Raw genomic sequence first — 14587 nt, 5'->3', positions numbered from 1 at the left:
CGACAGGAGAGACAGGTGGACGCGGCGCAGGCGGTACATGAGAAATTCCTCGCGGCGCTGGCGGCGGGCAAGCTTCCCGATCGCGCGGGCGCGCCCGATCCCGCCGCCGCCGGCCTGTCACGCCGCGACGCCACCGACATTTTCCTGTCGCAGTTGACGAGCCGCCAGATGGACCGGCTATCGCGCCATCTGCAGGCGCGCGGCGAAGGCTTTTACACGATCGGTTCGTCGGGGCACGAAGGCAATGCCGCGGTCGCGGCGGCGCTCCGCGTCACCGACATGGCGTTCCTTCACTATCGCTCGAACGCGTTCCAGCTCCACCGCGCGCGCCAGCTTCCGGGCGGCACCCCGACGTGGGACATGCTGCTGAGCTTCGCCGCATCGAGCGAGGATCCGATCTCGGGCGGGCGGCACAAGGTGATCGGATCGAAACCGCTGAACATTCCGCCGCAAACCTCGACGATCGCCTCGCACCTGCCCAAGGCCGTGGGCGCGGCCTTTTCGATCGGTATCGCGCGGCGTCAGGGCCTGACCGGTTGCGCGTTGCCCGACGACGGCGTCGTGCTGGCAAGCTTCGGCGATGCTTCGGCAAACCATTCGACCGCGCAAGGCGCGTTCAACACCGCGGGTTGGTCGGCGTTCCAGGGGTCGCCGATGCCGCTGATCTTCCTTTGCGAGGATAATGGGATCGGCATCTCGACGCGCACGCCGACGGGCTGGATCGAGGCGCAGTTCCGCCACCGCGCGGGGCTTCATTATATCAAATGCGACGGCACCGACCTCGTCTCGGCCTATGCCGGCGCCGCCGAGGCCGCCGATCATGCGCGGCGTTATCGCAAGCCGGTCTTCCTCCACATGGCGACCGTGCGGCTCTACGGCCACGCCGGCTCGGACGTGCAGGGCGCATATCTGCCCAAGGCGCTGATCGAATCCGACGAGGCGCGCGATCCATTGCTTGCGGGTGCGGCGCTGATGGACGCGCACGGCTGGATGTCGCGCGCCGAGATCGTCGAGGCCTATGAAGAGACTGGCGCGACGCTGGCGCGGCAGGCCGAGGCGGCGATCCAGCGGCCCAAGATCACGACGCCCGCGCATGTAATGCACAGCCTGATCCCGCCGAAGCGCGAGGTGGCGCGGCCCAACACACCGTCTCCCGAAGACCGCAAGGCGATGTTCGGCAGCGACGCCGCGCAGATGGACAAGCCGATGCACATGGCGCGGCTCCTCTCCTGGGCGCTGGCCGACCTGATGCTCGCGCACAAGGAAATCGCCGTCATGGGCGAGGATGTCGGGCCGAAGGGCGGCGTCTACAACGTCACGGCAAAGCTCCACCAGCGCTTCGGATCGGCGCGCGTCGTCAATACCTTGCTCGACGAACAGGCGATCCTCGGGCTCGCGATCGGCATGGCGCACAACGGCTTTGTCCCGATGCCCGAGATCCAGTTCCTCGCCTATGTCCACAATGCCGAGGACCAGATCCGCGGCGAGGCGGCGACGCTCAGCTTCTTCTCCGACGGCCAATATACCAACCCGATGGTCATCCGCATCGCGGGGCTTGGCTATCAAAAGGGCTTCGGCGGCCATTTCCACAACGACAACAGCCTCGCGGTCTTTCGCGACATTCCGGGCGTCATCCTCGCGGTCCCGTCGAACGGCCGCGACGCGGTCGCGATGCTCCGCGAATGTGTGCGGCTGGCGCGCGAGGAACAGCGCGTCGTCGTCTTCGTCGAGCCGATCGCGCTCTATATGACCCGCGACCTGCACGAAGAAGGCGATGGGCTGTGGACGAGCGTCTATGAAGCGCCCGGCGAGGGCGAGCCGATCGGCCTCGGCGACGTCGGCGTTCATGGCGAGGGCAGCGACCTTGCGATCGTCACCTACGGCAATGGTTATTATCTCTCGCGGCAGGCGGAGAAATTGCTCGCCGCCGATGGCGTGAAGGCGCGCGTGATCGACTTGCGCTGGCTCGGACCCATCGACGAGGACAAGCTCGTCGCCGCCGTCGGCGACGCGAAACGCATCCTGATCGTCGACGAATGCCGCATCACCGGATCGCAGAGCGAGGCGCTGATGGCGACATTTGTCGAGCGCACGCCGGACAAGAAGCTGAAGCGCATCGCCGCCGACGACAGCTTCATCCCGCTGGGCAGGGCCGCGACTCTGACATTGCCGAGCCGCGATTCCATCTATGCCGCCGCAAAGGAGTTGCTGGCATGAACGCCCGCAAGACCGCCATCGTGATCGCGCCCGGACGCGGCACCTATGGCAAGGGCGAACTCGGCAGCATCGCGCGGCTGCACGGCCAGCGCTTCGCGAGCCACATCGCGAATTTCGACGCCCAGCGCCGCGATCGTGGCCAGCCGACGGTGAGCGAACTCGACGGTGCCGAGCGCTTTAGCGTGGCGACGCATATGCGCGGCGACGTCGCCGCGCCGCTGATCTACGCCGCCACCGCGCTCGATTATCTGAGTATCGACCGCGACAGGTTCGACGTCGTTGCGGTCGCGGGCAATTCGATGGGCTGGTACAGCGCGCTTGCGCTTGGCGGCGCGGTTTCGGTCGCGGACGGCTTCCGCATATCCAACGCGATGGGCCTCAACAGCCAGACGCACGGCCCCGGCGGGCAAATCCTCCTTCAGATTGTCGACGAGAACTGGCGCCCGGTTCCGGGGTTTCGCGATGCGCTACTGGCGCTGGTCGGCGCCATCGCATCGCGTCCCGGCTACGATCTCGCGCTGTCGATCGACCTCGCGGGCATGCTCGTCCTCGCAGGCAATGAGGAAGGTCTCGCCGCGCTGCTCGCCGAAGCGCCGCCGACCCCAGGTCGCGACCCGCTGCGCCTCGCGGGCCATGGCCCCTTCCACACGCCTTTGATGTTCGGCAGCTCGGGCAAGGCGAAGGCCGAACTGCCGCCCTCGCTGTTCGCTTCCCCGGCGATCCCGATGGTCGACGGCCGCGGGCATATCTGGCGGCGCTTCTCCAGCGACCCTGACGAGGTTTGGGATTACACCTTCGGCCACCAGATCCTCGCGCCTTATGATTTCGCGCTGTCGGTGCAGGTGGCGGTCAAGGAATATGCGCCCGACGTCATCATCCTGCCCGGCCCCGGCGACACATTGGGCGGTGCGATCGCGCAATCCCTGATCGGCATCGGCTGGCAGGGCCTCGCAAGCAAGGCAGACTTCATGGCGCGGCAGGCGTCGGCCCCGATCCTGCTCTCGATGGCCCGCGCCGACCAGCGAGAGCTGGTTACCGGACAGCGATAGGGCCGGCAGGGAGGAACGTCCCTGCCGGCCCTGTTGTTTGCCCGGAGTCAGGTGGGGTTGACCCCGGGCGATGAACGGCAGCGCCAATGGGGACCAACTCAAGGGCGATATACCGTTCATTTTCCTTATAGGCGCTACGTTTGGCACTTGGCCGAGTTCCCGCGCGATCATGCACCAAAACGGACCCGATCGACCGGCGCGGCGCGCGCAGGTTCGGCGGTGAACTGCAACCGCAGCAATTCGGCGATATTGCCCGCCCCCGCCCGGCGCATGATATTCGCGCGATGCACTTCGACCGTGCGCGGGCTGAGGTCGAACTGACGCGCGATCGCCTTGTTGCCGAGGCCGACGGCGATCGCGTCCAATATGTCGCGCTCGCGCGGGGTCAGCGCGGCCAGCCGCGCTTCGGCCTCGCGGCGTCGGGCGACCGCGTCCTGCGCCGCGCGCCAGTCGGAAAGCGCCGCATCGATCGTGCGCCGGACGAGGCGCGGGTCGAGCGGCGCGGGCAGCAAATCCCGCGCGCCGCCGCGCAGGATGGCGCGCGATTCGGCGATACTGAGCTGTTCGGCGGCGACAAAGGCGGTGATGGCGGGACTCCCGGCGATCCGATCGAGCAGCGCCGCGCCGTCCGTCCGCCCCGGCTGGCGCCAGTGAAAAAGCAGGATAGCGGACAGATCGTCGCCTTCCGCCTCGAGCCAGGCGTCGGCGCTCGCAAAGCTACGCACGACCCGATCGGCGCCTGCCGCGAGCACACGAAAACAGGCCGCCCGTTCGATCGGGTCAGGCAGGATCAGATGGATATGGCCCCCGCTTTCGGTCACGTCGCGATGCTGCGCACCAAAGGGTCGGACGGACAGCGAAAAAGGGTCGATGCCGGCGCCATTTCGGCGCGTTTGCCGAAATTTTCGAGAATTACGTCCGCAACACGGCTTTTGGTAACCTTTACGGGCACTTTTCGCAGGACTGCGAGGGTTATAGCCCTGAACGTCTGCTTCTCGTCATTCCATTTGCAGCGCTAGTCGATCGAAGCCGCGACTTATTTGGCCCTTCGCGTTTTCCACACGCTAAGGTCCGCAATGGGTCGCCCGCGCGGGATCATGACGAATGTCGGATATTTTCGATCCGCGTCCGAACGCCGCCTGGCCGGAACCGGCCAACAGGCGCGGATTGCGTCAGCGAATTTGCCTGGGCCGCGACGGCAAAAGGGCTCCGCCGCCCCGGCGAAGCCCTTTCATCCTCTGAACTCGTGACCAAAGGACGCCCCAGCGATCCAAAGTCGGGCCAAGAGCATATATCGCTTAATCGGCAGCCGATTGTAAATCCGCAGCCGCGACACCACATATGGAATATCGACGGCTTCCCGAGCGTGCCGACGACTGAGAGACTCTTGCGCTCCCGCCGAACGGAGCGACGATATGGACCTCAACGAACTTCTCTATCATCATCAAATGGCTTTGATGGCCGTGGGCCGGGCGCAGCGCGACGGGCGCTCGATCGACAATTTCGATCTCCCTTGCTATTTTGCCAGGCGTATCAACGAATATCGCGAGCGCCGCGGCCTGACCTTCGATATTCCGGTAATCGCGCAATGGGGCGGCGGACCGGCGAATTGCGCCAAGGCAAAGCCGAGCCCGTTCGTGGGTGACCTGGTCGTCGCACAACGCTGCGTTTCCGCTACATGAAACAGCTCATTGCCTTCGACCTCGACGGGACGCTTGCGGAAAGCAAGCAGCCGCTCGATGCCGCGATGGGCGAAGCGCTCGCCGATCTTCTCGATGTCGTCGATGTCGCGGTGATCTCGGGCGGCGACTGGCCCCAGTTCGAAACACAGGTCGCGTCGCGTCTTCCTGCCCGCGCGAACATCGCGCGGCTGTGGCTTATGCCGACGACGGGCACCAAACTCTACACTCACGGTTCCGGCGCATGGCGGCCGGTCTATGCCGAACTGTTCGCGGACGATGAAAAGCAGCTCATCTTCGGAGCCTTCGACGCGTCACTCGAAGCCACCCGCTTCGTTCCCGAAACCGTGTGGGGCGAACGCGTCGAGGACCGCGGCAGCCAGATCACCTTCTCGGCGCTGGGTCAGAAAGCTCCGATCGATGCCAAGGAAAAATGGGATCCCGACTTTGCGAAGCGCAAGGTCATTCAGCGCGACCTTCGTCAGCGGCTCCCGGGGCTTTCGATCAACATGGGCGGCGCAACGTCGATCGACGTCACGCGCGAAGGGGTCGACAAGGCGTATGGCCTGACGAAATTGCAGGACGTCAGCGGCATATCGCTCGATGCCATGCTTTTCGTCGGCGATGCGATCTTTCCCGGCGGCAACGACTATCCCGCCAAGACGCTGGGGGTCGACACGGTGTGCGTGCGCGATCCGTGCGAGACCCGCGCGGTGATCGACACCATCATCGCCTGCCTGAAACCGGCACCCACCGTGGGCGCGGCAGTTCGCCATGCGTCGGCTGCGAACGATCGTGCGCAATCCGTGCTGGGAGCGGAGGCATGATCTTGCACAATCTGTTCGGGCGGCATCAGGTCGATTTCAAGGCCAGCCATTGGGACAGGGGACGGTTCGTCAGCCATTGCGCGATATGCAAGGGCGAGATGGTCAAATTGCCCGGCATGCCCTGGCAAATGAGCCCGCCCCGGGGCTGAGGTCTGTCACGGCGGCGCGGCGGCTTGCATTTCCATCGCCGCCAGGATTCCTGCGATGGGTATGAAGGCAAAGCACACCGAACTGTCGGCGACCCCATAAGGCAGAAAGAGGTCCTCGCCGACGCGGATGGCGCCGCAAGTATAAACGACGTTCGGGACATAGCCTTCGCGGTCCTCGTCCGCAGCGGACAGAAGCGGGTTCGGCGTTCGCCCGAGAACCCTCGACGGGTCCTGCTTGTCTAGGAGTATCGCGCCGATCGCATATTTTCGCATCGCTCCGACGCCGTGCGTGAGTACAAGCCAGCCTTCGTCTAGTTCGATCGGCGCGCCGCAATTGCCGATCTGGACGAACTCCCAGGGAAAACGGGGTTCCAGCAGCAGCTCGCCGCTTTCCCAGTGGTCGATCGAGTCCGATCGCAGCAGATAGAGATTCTTGCCGTCCTGCCGCCCGATCATGCAGAATTTTCCGTCCACCTTGCGAGGGAACAGCGCCATGCCTTTGTTGCGGGCGGCGTCCCCCTTGATCGGGGTCAGCGTGAAATCCCGAAAGTCCCGCGTCCGAAGCAGCTCCGAGCGAATATCGCGGCCGCTGTAGGCGGTGTAGGTGCCGATCCATTCGCTCTTGCCGCTATCGCGCCTAAACTCGACGAGGCGCAGGTCCTCGAGTCCGTTGCGCTGGGCTTCGGTAATCGGGAAGATAACGGTTCCGGAAATACTGCTATCGGGGTCGCAGCGGACCGAAATGCGGTCCACCTGATTGCCCGCCTGATGCACGCCCAGCATGGCCGTGGTCGCAAAGGTGGGTTGGGGCGCCAGCGTCAATTCGCCGCCCGGTGATACAATCCCTTCGCGAAAGGCGATTGTCGAAATATGGCCTTCGCCGACCGCGCGCAGCGAGAGGATGATACGGACGCTGCCTTCCTGCAATCCCGTCTGGTCCGGATGCCGCACCACGCTGGGGTTCATCACTGCGGCAGCGGCATAGCTGTATTCGTGGCAAAAATAGGCCCCGATCAGGAGACGCATCTCGCGCTTCAGCACCTTTCCGTCGAGCCCCAGCTTCGGTTCGATCTCGACGTATCTTTCTTCGAACACTTTTTCGATTTGCCAGTGCCTGTCGGAAAAATCGCGCAGGACCGACGCGAGTTCGTTGCGCACCGTGCGCATATCAAGACCGGCGATATCGCAGGCGAGACGCTGGACCCGGACGAGATCCGGACCCGACGCCTGCCAGGCCAGATGGAATGGCCGCACCACGACCCGCGTCGGGTCGGCGTGGAGTCGCAGTTCGTGCTGAACGAGTTCGAGAGCAGAGGGACGTTTAATGGATTTTGGCCGTCAACGCGCGAAGGGCGAGGCATGCATGCTGATAGGCCAACACCGATTCCGCGCCCTCGTTGAGGTTCACGCCGCGCCGATTGATCCCGTCGCGGCAGGTGCCGGTAAGCGGATCGGCAACCGCAAGCCCGCGGTCGTTTGCGCCGGCAAACCAGCGAAAGGCGCGCTGGGCGTGGGCAAGCCAGATCGCGTCGCCGGTAAGGTCATAGGCTGCCGAAGCAGCATCGATCGCCGCCCACACCTCGACCGGTTGCTGGTCGAACGGACGCGGCAATTCGCGATGACGGCCAAAGCTGTCGGATCCCACCGGACGAAAGTGGCCGGCGGGCGCGGTCTGGCTGTTGTTGAGCCAGCGGAGCGTGGCGAGGCCGCATTGCGTCGCGTCGGCGCGCCGCAACCTCATGCCGGCGCGGATAAGGGCTTCGGGAATGCGCGCATTGTCATAGGCCAGCACGGGCTCGAACCAGTCCCAGTCGGGGGCCGACACGCGGTCGTAGAGCGCGAGCAGTCGCTTGCTGCCCTGCTCCAATATGGCGCGCGCGGGCGCGTTTTCTTCGGCGGCGAGAAGATGGTCGGCGCCCAGCATGGCAAAGGCGATCGCGCGCGGCGAACGGAAATCGGAGATCGAAGTCGCGGCGCGGGCAAAGAGCCGCCGCGCCCACGAACGCGTGCTTGCGGTGCGGCCTTCGAGCGCGGTCGCGCCAAGCGCCCAAAGCGTTCGCCCGCAACTGTCCTCGGACCCGGTGTCTTCCAGCCAGTTCCGGCGATAACCCATGAAGTTTCGGAACTGCCCCTTGTCCGCGTTCCACGAAGCCTCGACAAAGGCCGCAAAAATGCTTCCCAGCCGGCTGCGGTGCGGTTCTGCCTCCGGACCCAGCCGGTTCGTCAGCATCAGCGCCCGCGCATTGTCGTCGACGCAATAGCCATGCGCGCGGTCCGGGATGTCGTGGACGCTGTGCTGGAGGATGCCGGTGTCGTCACAAATGCGGAGCAGGCCACCGATCCCGACGTGCGCGGGGTGTTCCGAGACACGGGGCGTCACCTTGGTGGCGCTGACGAGGCCGGCGAGCTCTGCGGCGAGCGCAGGCCAGATCATGAGCCGCCCGTGCTCGTATGCGCGCCATTGCATCTCACCGAGCCGTTCGCGGTCGCTGAACAGCGCGACGATCGCACTCGCGATTGCGGTGCTGTCACCGAAGGGCACGAGGATGCCGTGGCCATCGTCGAGCAGCTCGGCGGCGTGCGCATAGGGTGTCGAAACGACCGCCTTTCCCAAGGCCATCGCATAGGCCAGCGTCCCCGACGTCGACTGTCCCGCCCCGGTATAGGGGGTGACGTAGACGTCGGCCGCCTCGATCAGGTCCAGCAATGCGTCGGTTTCCAGAAAGGCATCGATCCACCTGATGTGGTTTTCGACGCCCAATGCCTTCGCCTGTGCCTGCAAGCGTTCGCGATAGGCTTCGCCCTCGCGTGCGAGCAGGTTGGGGTGGGTCGCTCCAACGATGCAATAGAGGATGTCGGGGCAATCGGCGATAACCGCGGGCAGCGCAGCGATCGCGGCCTCGATGCCCTTGCCCGGCGACAGCAGGCCGAACGTCATCAGGACATCGCGGCCCGCCAGGCCGGCGGCCGCCTTGAAGCTCTCGGTTCGTCCGAAGGGACGGTCGGGCACGCCGTGCGGGATCATGGCGATCTGCTCGTCATCGACGGCATAAAGTGTTTTCAACAGGATCCGTGAGCAGTCGGACATGACGACCAGTTTGCTGGCGCTTCCGATCAGCTTTTGCATAACGCGCATCTGATCGGCGTCGGGATCGGCAAGTACGGTGTGAAGCGTGACGATCAGCGGCGCGCTGACGCGATCGACGAGTTCGAATATCTTGTCTCCAGCTAGTCCGCCGAACAGGCCGAACTCGTGCTGCAGCCAAATCACGTCGGTGCCGCTCGCTTCGATCCGCCGCGCGGCATCGACAAAGCTCGCCGCGTCGCCTTCGGTGATCGTCGAGCAGGCGGAGGGATCGAAGGCGATCGCGTCGATGGCGGGAGCCATAGCATAGACATCGACAGCAAGGTCGGGAGCGGCGAGCCCCAGCGACGCATGGATGTCGGTGGTAAAGGTTGCGATCCCGCATCGCCGCGGCAGAAAACCGCCGACAAGCGCCAGACGCGTTCCCGGGAGCGCGGCGGCTTCCGGCGCGAGAACCGGCGAGCAGGCTTCGTCGAACGCCACGCGGTCGATGACTTCGTGCATTTGTTCCAACTTTCAGATGACAGCGCGTCGACGCATCCGCGATGAATCGGGAACCACGGGGCCTGGTGCTTCCTTGGCGTGTCTTCTGATGATGTGGGGAATATATGCTCCAAAACAAGGGTAGCGACATTAATAATATGAACGTTTTAGAAAATCTAAAAACAATAAATTTTTCGGTAAATTTCCATTTTTTAATGTTAATATAATATCAATTCTCTAATAAAATTACATATCAGTAACAATAGACTTGATTTGTATAATTCCTATTTTTGCGATGGGCGAGTCTATTACCTACCAGTAGCGGGCCAAGCCGATTGTGCCGGGCCTTCGCGCAAACCCGGCCACATCGGGGCGGATCGATCGAGGGCTATGCTTTCCCCAGCCGTATCGACCACTCTGCTCTCAAACGCCGCCGGACTAGCCCGAAGATTGAAGAGCTTGTCTTCTCCTTTCATGTTCACGAGCCTCCGGAGAAGGCAGCAAGCAATTTCCAAGCTGGCGCAACGAGCGGCTAAACGCTTCGTTAAATGGGGGAGCGATATCCTCTCTGACCACTATTTACGGGATTGCAGTAAAAATGGCCCTCGGCGCGAGCGGTAATTTATACGTTCAATCGGAAGCTGTCCTCCGCGAGCAATATGCGAGCTTGGCGCGGCAGGTCCCCCTCATGTACGCACTCATGTTCCTCAACGTCCTGTTCCTCGCGCTCGTAACCGCCGACGGGGGATCCTGGGCAGTCAGCTTCGTGGCGCCGCTGGCTTTGACGGGGATCATCGCGGTTCGCGCGGCCGCGTGGTATGCGCGAAGGGGTGCCGTCACCACCGACGATCACATTCGCCGATATCTGCGCGGTACGGTTTTTCGCGCCGGCGCTTTCAGTCTCCTGTTCGGCGGCTGGGGCCTCTATCTTTTCCTGACGGCCGATCCGTTCCACACGACCGCGATTGCGCTGTTCATATTCGTAGGCTCGATCAGTTGTTGTTACTGTCTCCAGGCCCTTCCCGCCGCCGCCCGGCTCGTCCTCCTGTTCGGAGCGACACCGGTGACGATCGGCCTCCTCCTTTCGGGTAATTGGTACTTCACGGGCATGGGCCTGACGTTCCTGCTGGGGGCCGGCGTCATTCTACGGACGATCGCGACGACGCGGTCGGCTGTATTCGAGTCGCTTCGGGCGCGTTCGGAAATGTCCGTGCTGATCGAAGCCCTTCGGCGCAGCGAGGAACATTATCGGTTTTCCGTCGAGCTCAATCCCCAGATTCCATGGATCAGCGATCCCGAAGGCCAGATCGTCGAAGTGGGACCTCGCTGGACCGAGCTTACCGGCACGCCGGCCGAGGATGCGCTCGGCGCGGGTTGGACCAATTCGCTCCATCCCGACGACCTGCCCGGCGTTCTCGCGCACTGGGAAGAGGCGCTGACGTCGGTCGATAATGCTTTTGCCGACGTGCGGTACAGAGTTCGCAATTCGGACGGCAGCTACAGATGGTGCCGGGCCCGAGCCAATCCGCGTCGCGACTCCGACGATCGGATCGTCAGTTGGTACGGAACGCTCGAAGATATTCACGATCAGGTGACCGCGGAGCTGGCTCTGCGCGAGAGCGAGGAGCGTTACCGCCTGGCCTCCCATGCCACGAACGACGTGATCTGGGACTGGTCGCATCGTACCGACCGGATCGAATGGGGCAATGGCGCGGTAGAGGTGCTGGGCTATCCGGAAGTATCAACCGGCACGGCAGTCGCCTGGTGGAAGGAGCGGATTCATCCCGACGACCTGCCGATGGTGGAAAAGACATTCGACGGGATTCTGCGGAAGCTCCACGACAGCTGGAATCATGAATATCGGTTCCGTGCCGCGCAGGGCAATTTCATCAACCTCTACTCGCGAGGATATGTCGTGCGCGACGATGAAGGTCAGGCGGTGCGCTCGATCGGCGCCCTTCTCGACGTCACTGCCGCGCGCCGGGCGGAAGGGGAACTGCGCTGGGCCGCGAACCACGACCCGCTGACCGGTCTGCCCAACCGCAAGCTCTTCGCCGAAGTGCTGGAACAGGCGCTGACGGCCGCTTCCGCCAACGCGTCGTGCGTCTGCGTCATCGTGATCGACGTCGATGGCTTCAAACTCCTCAACGACAGCATGGGGCATGCGGCAGGCGATGAGCTTCTCAGAACCATAGCGCGACGCCTGCAGGGAAACCTTCCTGCCGAAGCGACGGTGGCCCGGCTTGGCGGCGATGAATTCGCGGTAATCGTGCCGGGGCTGGCTCCTGGTTCCGCGCTCGCTTCGGCTGTCGATGCAATCCTAAAGGGCGTGGCCGATACGCTCACCATCGACGAGAGCGTCTTGCCCGTCAGCATTAGCGCGGGCGCCGCCGTGTGGCCTGCCGACGGCGATAACGCCGAAGGAATACTGAAGAGCGCAGACCTCGCGCTTTACGCGGCGAAGGCAGAGGGTGCGGGGGTCGTTCGCGAATTTCGTTCCGAAATGCGCGAGTCCGCGGAGAGCCGTAAGTCGATGCTGCGCGAGGCGCGCGAGGCGCTGCGCGACGATCGTATCATCCCCTTCTATCAGGCAAAGATCGACCTTCGCAGCGGCGACGTTATCGGTTTCGAAGCCTTGCTGCGCTGGCATCATCATCGGCGCGGTCTTCAGCCGCCCGACAGCATCCAGGCCGCATTCGACGACAGCCTGCTCGCGAGCGACCTGACGGACCGGATGATCGACCGCGTGCTCGCCGATGTTGTGCAGTTTAGCGAGAAGGGCGTTGCCTTTGGCCGCATCGCGATCAACGGCTCGCTTGCGGATTTCCGGCGCGACGACTTCGCGGATCGTATCCTCCGAAAGTTTCAGCGGGCTGGCATTCCGCCCACGCTGCTCGAGCTGGAAGTTACCGAAAGCGTGTTCGTCGATCATCTGGCGCTCAATGTTGAGCGCGCCCTGCGGGCACTGGTGGCCGAGGGCGTCTCGATTGCGCTCGACGACTTCGGGACGGGCTATGCTTCCCTGACACACCTGCAGCAGTTTCCGGTCGACGTGCTCAAGATCGACCGATCGTTCATCTCGCGTCTCGACAGCGCCGACAGCGCGGACTTCGCAATCGTGCATGGCGTGATCGACATCGCGCATCGCATGAACATCGTCACCGTTGCCGAGGGCGTAGAAAATGATAATCAGCTGGTCCAGCTGCGCAGTCTCGGTTGCGATATCGCGCAAGGCTATCTCTTCAGCCGCGCGATCAGCGCCGAACGCGTACCGGCCTGGCTACGAAAATGGTCACAGAATCTTCCGGGCTGGTCGAAGTCGGTGACCGACCGGGTCGCTGCCGACCCGCCCATCCGCTCGGCATGACCGAAGGAAGGACCCGCCCGCGCCTCGTGCAGCGGCTGCTCTAAAGCATCGGCTTTTTCCTGCTTTTGAACAAAAGCACCCCTGGCTGCTTACGGCCACTGCCGATCGCATCAAACGCGTTTCTCGCGCTGAAACCCCGGCCTCAGGCCGCCATGTCGGCAGCCACCGCGTCCGCGTCCAGACAGAATAGAGCGCGGGCCTTGCCGCCTGCTTTGGCCCGGTAGAGCGCGGCATCGGCGCAGGCGAGCAGGCGTTCGAGCTCGAGGCCGAGCTTGGGCGCCGTGGCAATGCCGACGCTGACCGATATCGACATCGAAATGCCGTCGACGACATAGGGCTTGCTGATGTCGCGGATTATCCGGCGTGCCAGCAATTCGGCTTCCGTCTCTTCGGCTATGCCGGCCTGCAACACGATGAACTCGTCGCCTCCGAGGCGCGCTACGACGTCGTCGGCCCGAACCATGTCTTCGAGACGCCGCGCCACCTGTTCAAGCAGCGCGTCGCCGGCGGGATGACCATATCGATCATTGATCGCCTTGAACCCGTCGAGGTCGAGATAGTGAAGGGCCACGAGGCTTTTGGCGCGCACTGCGTTCGCGGCGCGGTCCTGGAATAGTTCGCGCAGCAGCAACCGGTTCGAGAGCCCGGTGAGCGCGTCGGTTCGGGCGAGCTTGGCCATATCGTGGCGGGCCGTGTGATGTTCGACTGCGGAGCGATAGAGGTGGGCGACGGTCTGGAGGCTAAGCCCTGTGATCGCGGCGACGATGAATGCCTCGATCACATACATTTCCCGATGGAGCGACATCGCGTGGATCTCGGCGGCGTGCATCGCAAGCGCCAGCACCGTAGGCACGGTCGCCGTGAGGAGCGCGGCAACACAGATCCCGGGCCTGATCGACGTCCGCGCGACGATCCCCGCGCCGAATCCGAAGACAAGACTGACGGTGATGAGATGGAACAGGGGGTTATGGGCCGATATCGCGGCGACATTGAGAAGTGCGAGAAGCACCGCCGAGGTAAGATTTCCGGCCGCGTAGCGCCGTTCCCATTTTCGCAGCTCGCTGAATGCGAGGACAGGCTCGGCCCGGCGATAGGCGCGGATCGTCAAAAGGCGCGCCAGGGTCGTGACGGCACCAAGGCCGGCGAGGCCGAACAGAAAGACGCTGCCGAACTCGTGACCGGCGAGGATGCATATGCCGACAAATACTGCCCCCAGTCCGAATATCGGCAATCGCATGCTGAAGAGCATGTCGACGAAGTCGCGGTACACCGGAAGCGGCAGCGTCGCGGGATCCGGGAAAATGCGCAGGCGAAAGATGTGCGCGATCGGTGCGGGGGAGTCCGACCTTCTCATGCGGCAAATCATAATCCCTTAATCTTAACGCCCTGTAACCCGCGTCGCATATGCGGAATTAATGAACGGCGACTCACGAAGTTCCACCGTGCGGGGCGGCGTGGCAGGGCGACGAACTCGAACCGATCCCATCCATCGCGAAGCGAGCTACGGTGTCGACGAAGGCCTGGACCATTGTCCTTTCCGCAATCCCGAGGTCGATTGCGGTTGCAATCCATCGGACGGGCGGACCGCCAAATGACCGCTTCTCATGATTTGCTTCTATATCGGACTGTCGCGAACCGTTGAGAGTTTCGGACGCCGATAGGCGTCGGAAAGTCTTCGATGCCCGAACCGCGGGGGTCATAGGCTGAGAGCTATGGGGAAAGCGGTTTTGA

10 protein-coding genes are annotated in these 14587 nt (G+C 63.6%); 6 read left to right on the top strand and 4 right to left on the bottom strand.

The genetic code is table 11. The features are described 5' to 3' along the window. The first annotated feature begins 15 nt into the window (after window positions 1–15). Entirely contained in the window at window positions 16–2217 is a 2202-nt protein-coding gene (locus HDC29_RS00050; protein ID WP_179493441.1) for a thiamine pyrophosphate-dependent enzyme, read from the top strand. After that, window positions 2214–3266 (top strand): ACP S-malonyltransferase, encoded by a 1053-nt coding sequence (locus HDC29_RS00045; protein WP_179493440.1) that lies wholly within the window; start codon window positions 2214–2216, stop codon window positions 3264–3266. The genes HDC29_RS00050 and HDC29_RS00045 overlap by 4 nt, the downstream gene beginning before the upstream one ends. 167 nt (window positions 3267–3433) lie before the next feature. Here HDC29_RS00045 and HDC29_RS00040 read toward each other — a convergent pair whose 3' ends face one another. Continuing rightward, window positions 3434–4087 carry a LuxR C-terminal-related transcriptional regulator gene (locus HDC29_RS00040; protein WP_326913892.1) on the bottom strand — a complete coding sequence of 218 codons (654 nt, stop codon included), beginning with the start codon at window positions 4085–4087 and terminating at the stop codon, window positions 3434–3436. 594 nt (window positions 4088–4681) lie between these two features. Between HDC29_RS00040 and HDC29_RS00035 the strand changes: the two genes are divergently transcribed. The 3 genes from HDC29_RS00035 to HDC29_RS00025 are packed head-to-tail and all read left to right on the top strand — an operon-like array spanning window position 4682 to window position 5921. Continuing rightward, a complete protein-coding gene (locus HDC29_RS00035; RefSeq protein WP_179493439.1) occupies window positions 4682–4948 on the top strand; it encodes a hypothetical protein in 267 nt (88 codons plus the stop codon). Continuing rightward, window positions 4945–5772, top strand: a complete 828-nt coding sequence (locus tag HDC29_RS00030) for an HAD-IIB family hydrolase (RefSeq protein WP_179493438.1) — start codon at window positions 4945–4947, stop codon at window positions 5770–5772. The genes HDC29_RS00035 and HDC29_RS00030 overlap by 4 nt, the downstream gene beginning before the upstream one ends. After that, window positions 5769–5921 (top strand): hypothetical protein, encoded by a 153-nt coding sequence (locus tag HDC29_RS00025; protein ID WP_179493437.1) that lies wholly within the window; start codon window positions 5769–5771, stop codon window positions 5919–5921. The genes HDC29_RS00030 and HDC29_RS00025 overlap by 4 nt, the downstream gene beginning before the upstream one ends. Before the next feature lie 6 nt (window positions 5922–5927). Here the strand turns inward: HDC29_RS00025 and HDC29_RS00020 are convergent, their stop codons facing one another. Then, a complete protein-coding gene (locus HDC29_RS00020; RefSeq protein WP_257017957.1) occupies window positions 5928–7088 on the bottom strand; it encodes a glycoside hydrolase family 130 protein in 1161 nt (386 codons plus the stop codon). 154 nt (window positions 7089–7242) lie between these two features. Next, the gene (locus HDC29_RS00015; protein WP_179493436.1) at window positions 7243–9510 is read right to left on the bottom strand and encodes a glycosyltransferase family 4 protein; all 2268 of its coding nucleotides are present in this window, start codon (window positions 9508–9510) and stop codon (window positions 7243–7245) included. A gap of 667 nt (window positions 9511–10177) precedes the next feature. Here HDC29_RS00015 and HDC29_RS00010 point away from each other — a divergent pair. Next, complete coding sequence (locus HDC29_RS00010) at window positions 10178–12856, top strand: bifunctional diguanylate cyclase/phosphodiesterase (protein ID WP_179493435.1); 2679 nt, start codon at window positions 10178–10180, stop codon at window positions 12854–12856. Window positions 12857–12998: 142 nt separating this feature from the next. Here the strand turns inward: HDC29_RS00010 and HDC29_RS00005 are convergent, their stop codons facing one another. Then, window positions 12999–14210 (bottom strand): GGDEF domain-containing protein, encoded by a 1212-nt coding sequence (locus HDC29_RS00005; RefSeq protein ID WP_257017956.1) that lies wholly within the window; start codon window positions 14208–14210, stop codon window positions 12999–13001. Between the last annotated feature and the right edge of the window lie 377 nt (window positions 14211–14587).

Origin of the sequence: Sphingopyxis sp. JAI108, assembly GCF_013410105.1 — a bacterium.
Lineage (GTDB): Bacteria > Pseudomonadota > Alphaproteobacteria > Sphingomonadales > Sphingomonadaceae > Sphingopyxis > Sphingopyxis chilensis.
This window is presented reverse-complemented; position numbering and strand designations above follow the sequence as displayed.

Excerpts from the sequence above, each read along its gene's own strand:
- HDC29_RS00045 (WP_179493440.1), top strand. The coding sequence starts at position 2,214 with ATGAACGCCCGCAAGACCGCCATCGTGATCGCGCCCGGACGCGGCACC.
- HDC29_RS00035 (WP_179493439.1), top strand. The coding sequence starts at position 4,682 with ATGGACCTCAACGAACTTCTCTATCATCATCAAATGGCTTTGATGGCC.
- HDC29_RS00030 (WP_179493438.1), top strand. The coding sequence starts at position 4,945 with ATGAAACAGCTCATTGCCTTCGACCTCGACGGGACGCTTGCGGAAAGC.
- HDC29_RS00025 (WP_179493437.1), top strand. The coding sequence starts at position 5,769 with ATGATCTTGCACAATCTGTTCGGGCGGCATCAGGTCGATTTCAAGGCC.
- HDC29_RS00020 (WP_257017957.1), bottom strand. The coding sequence starts at position 7,088 with ATGCGCACGGTGCGCAACGAACTCGCGTCGGTCCTGCGCGATTTTTCC.
- HDC29_RS00015 (WP_179493436.1), bottom strand. The coding sequence starts at position 9,510 with ATGCACGAAGTCATCGACCGCGTGGCGTTCGACGAAGCCTGCTCGCCG.
- HDC29_RS00010 (WP_179493435.1), top strand. The coding sequence starts at position 10,178 with ATGTACGCACTCATGTTCCTCAACGTCCTGTTCCTCGCGCTCGTAACC.
- HDC29_RS00005 (WP_257017956.1), bottom strand. The coding sequence starts at position 14,210 with ATGAGAAGGTCGGACTCCCCCGCACCGATCGCGCACATCTTTCGCCTG.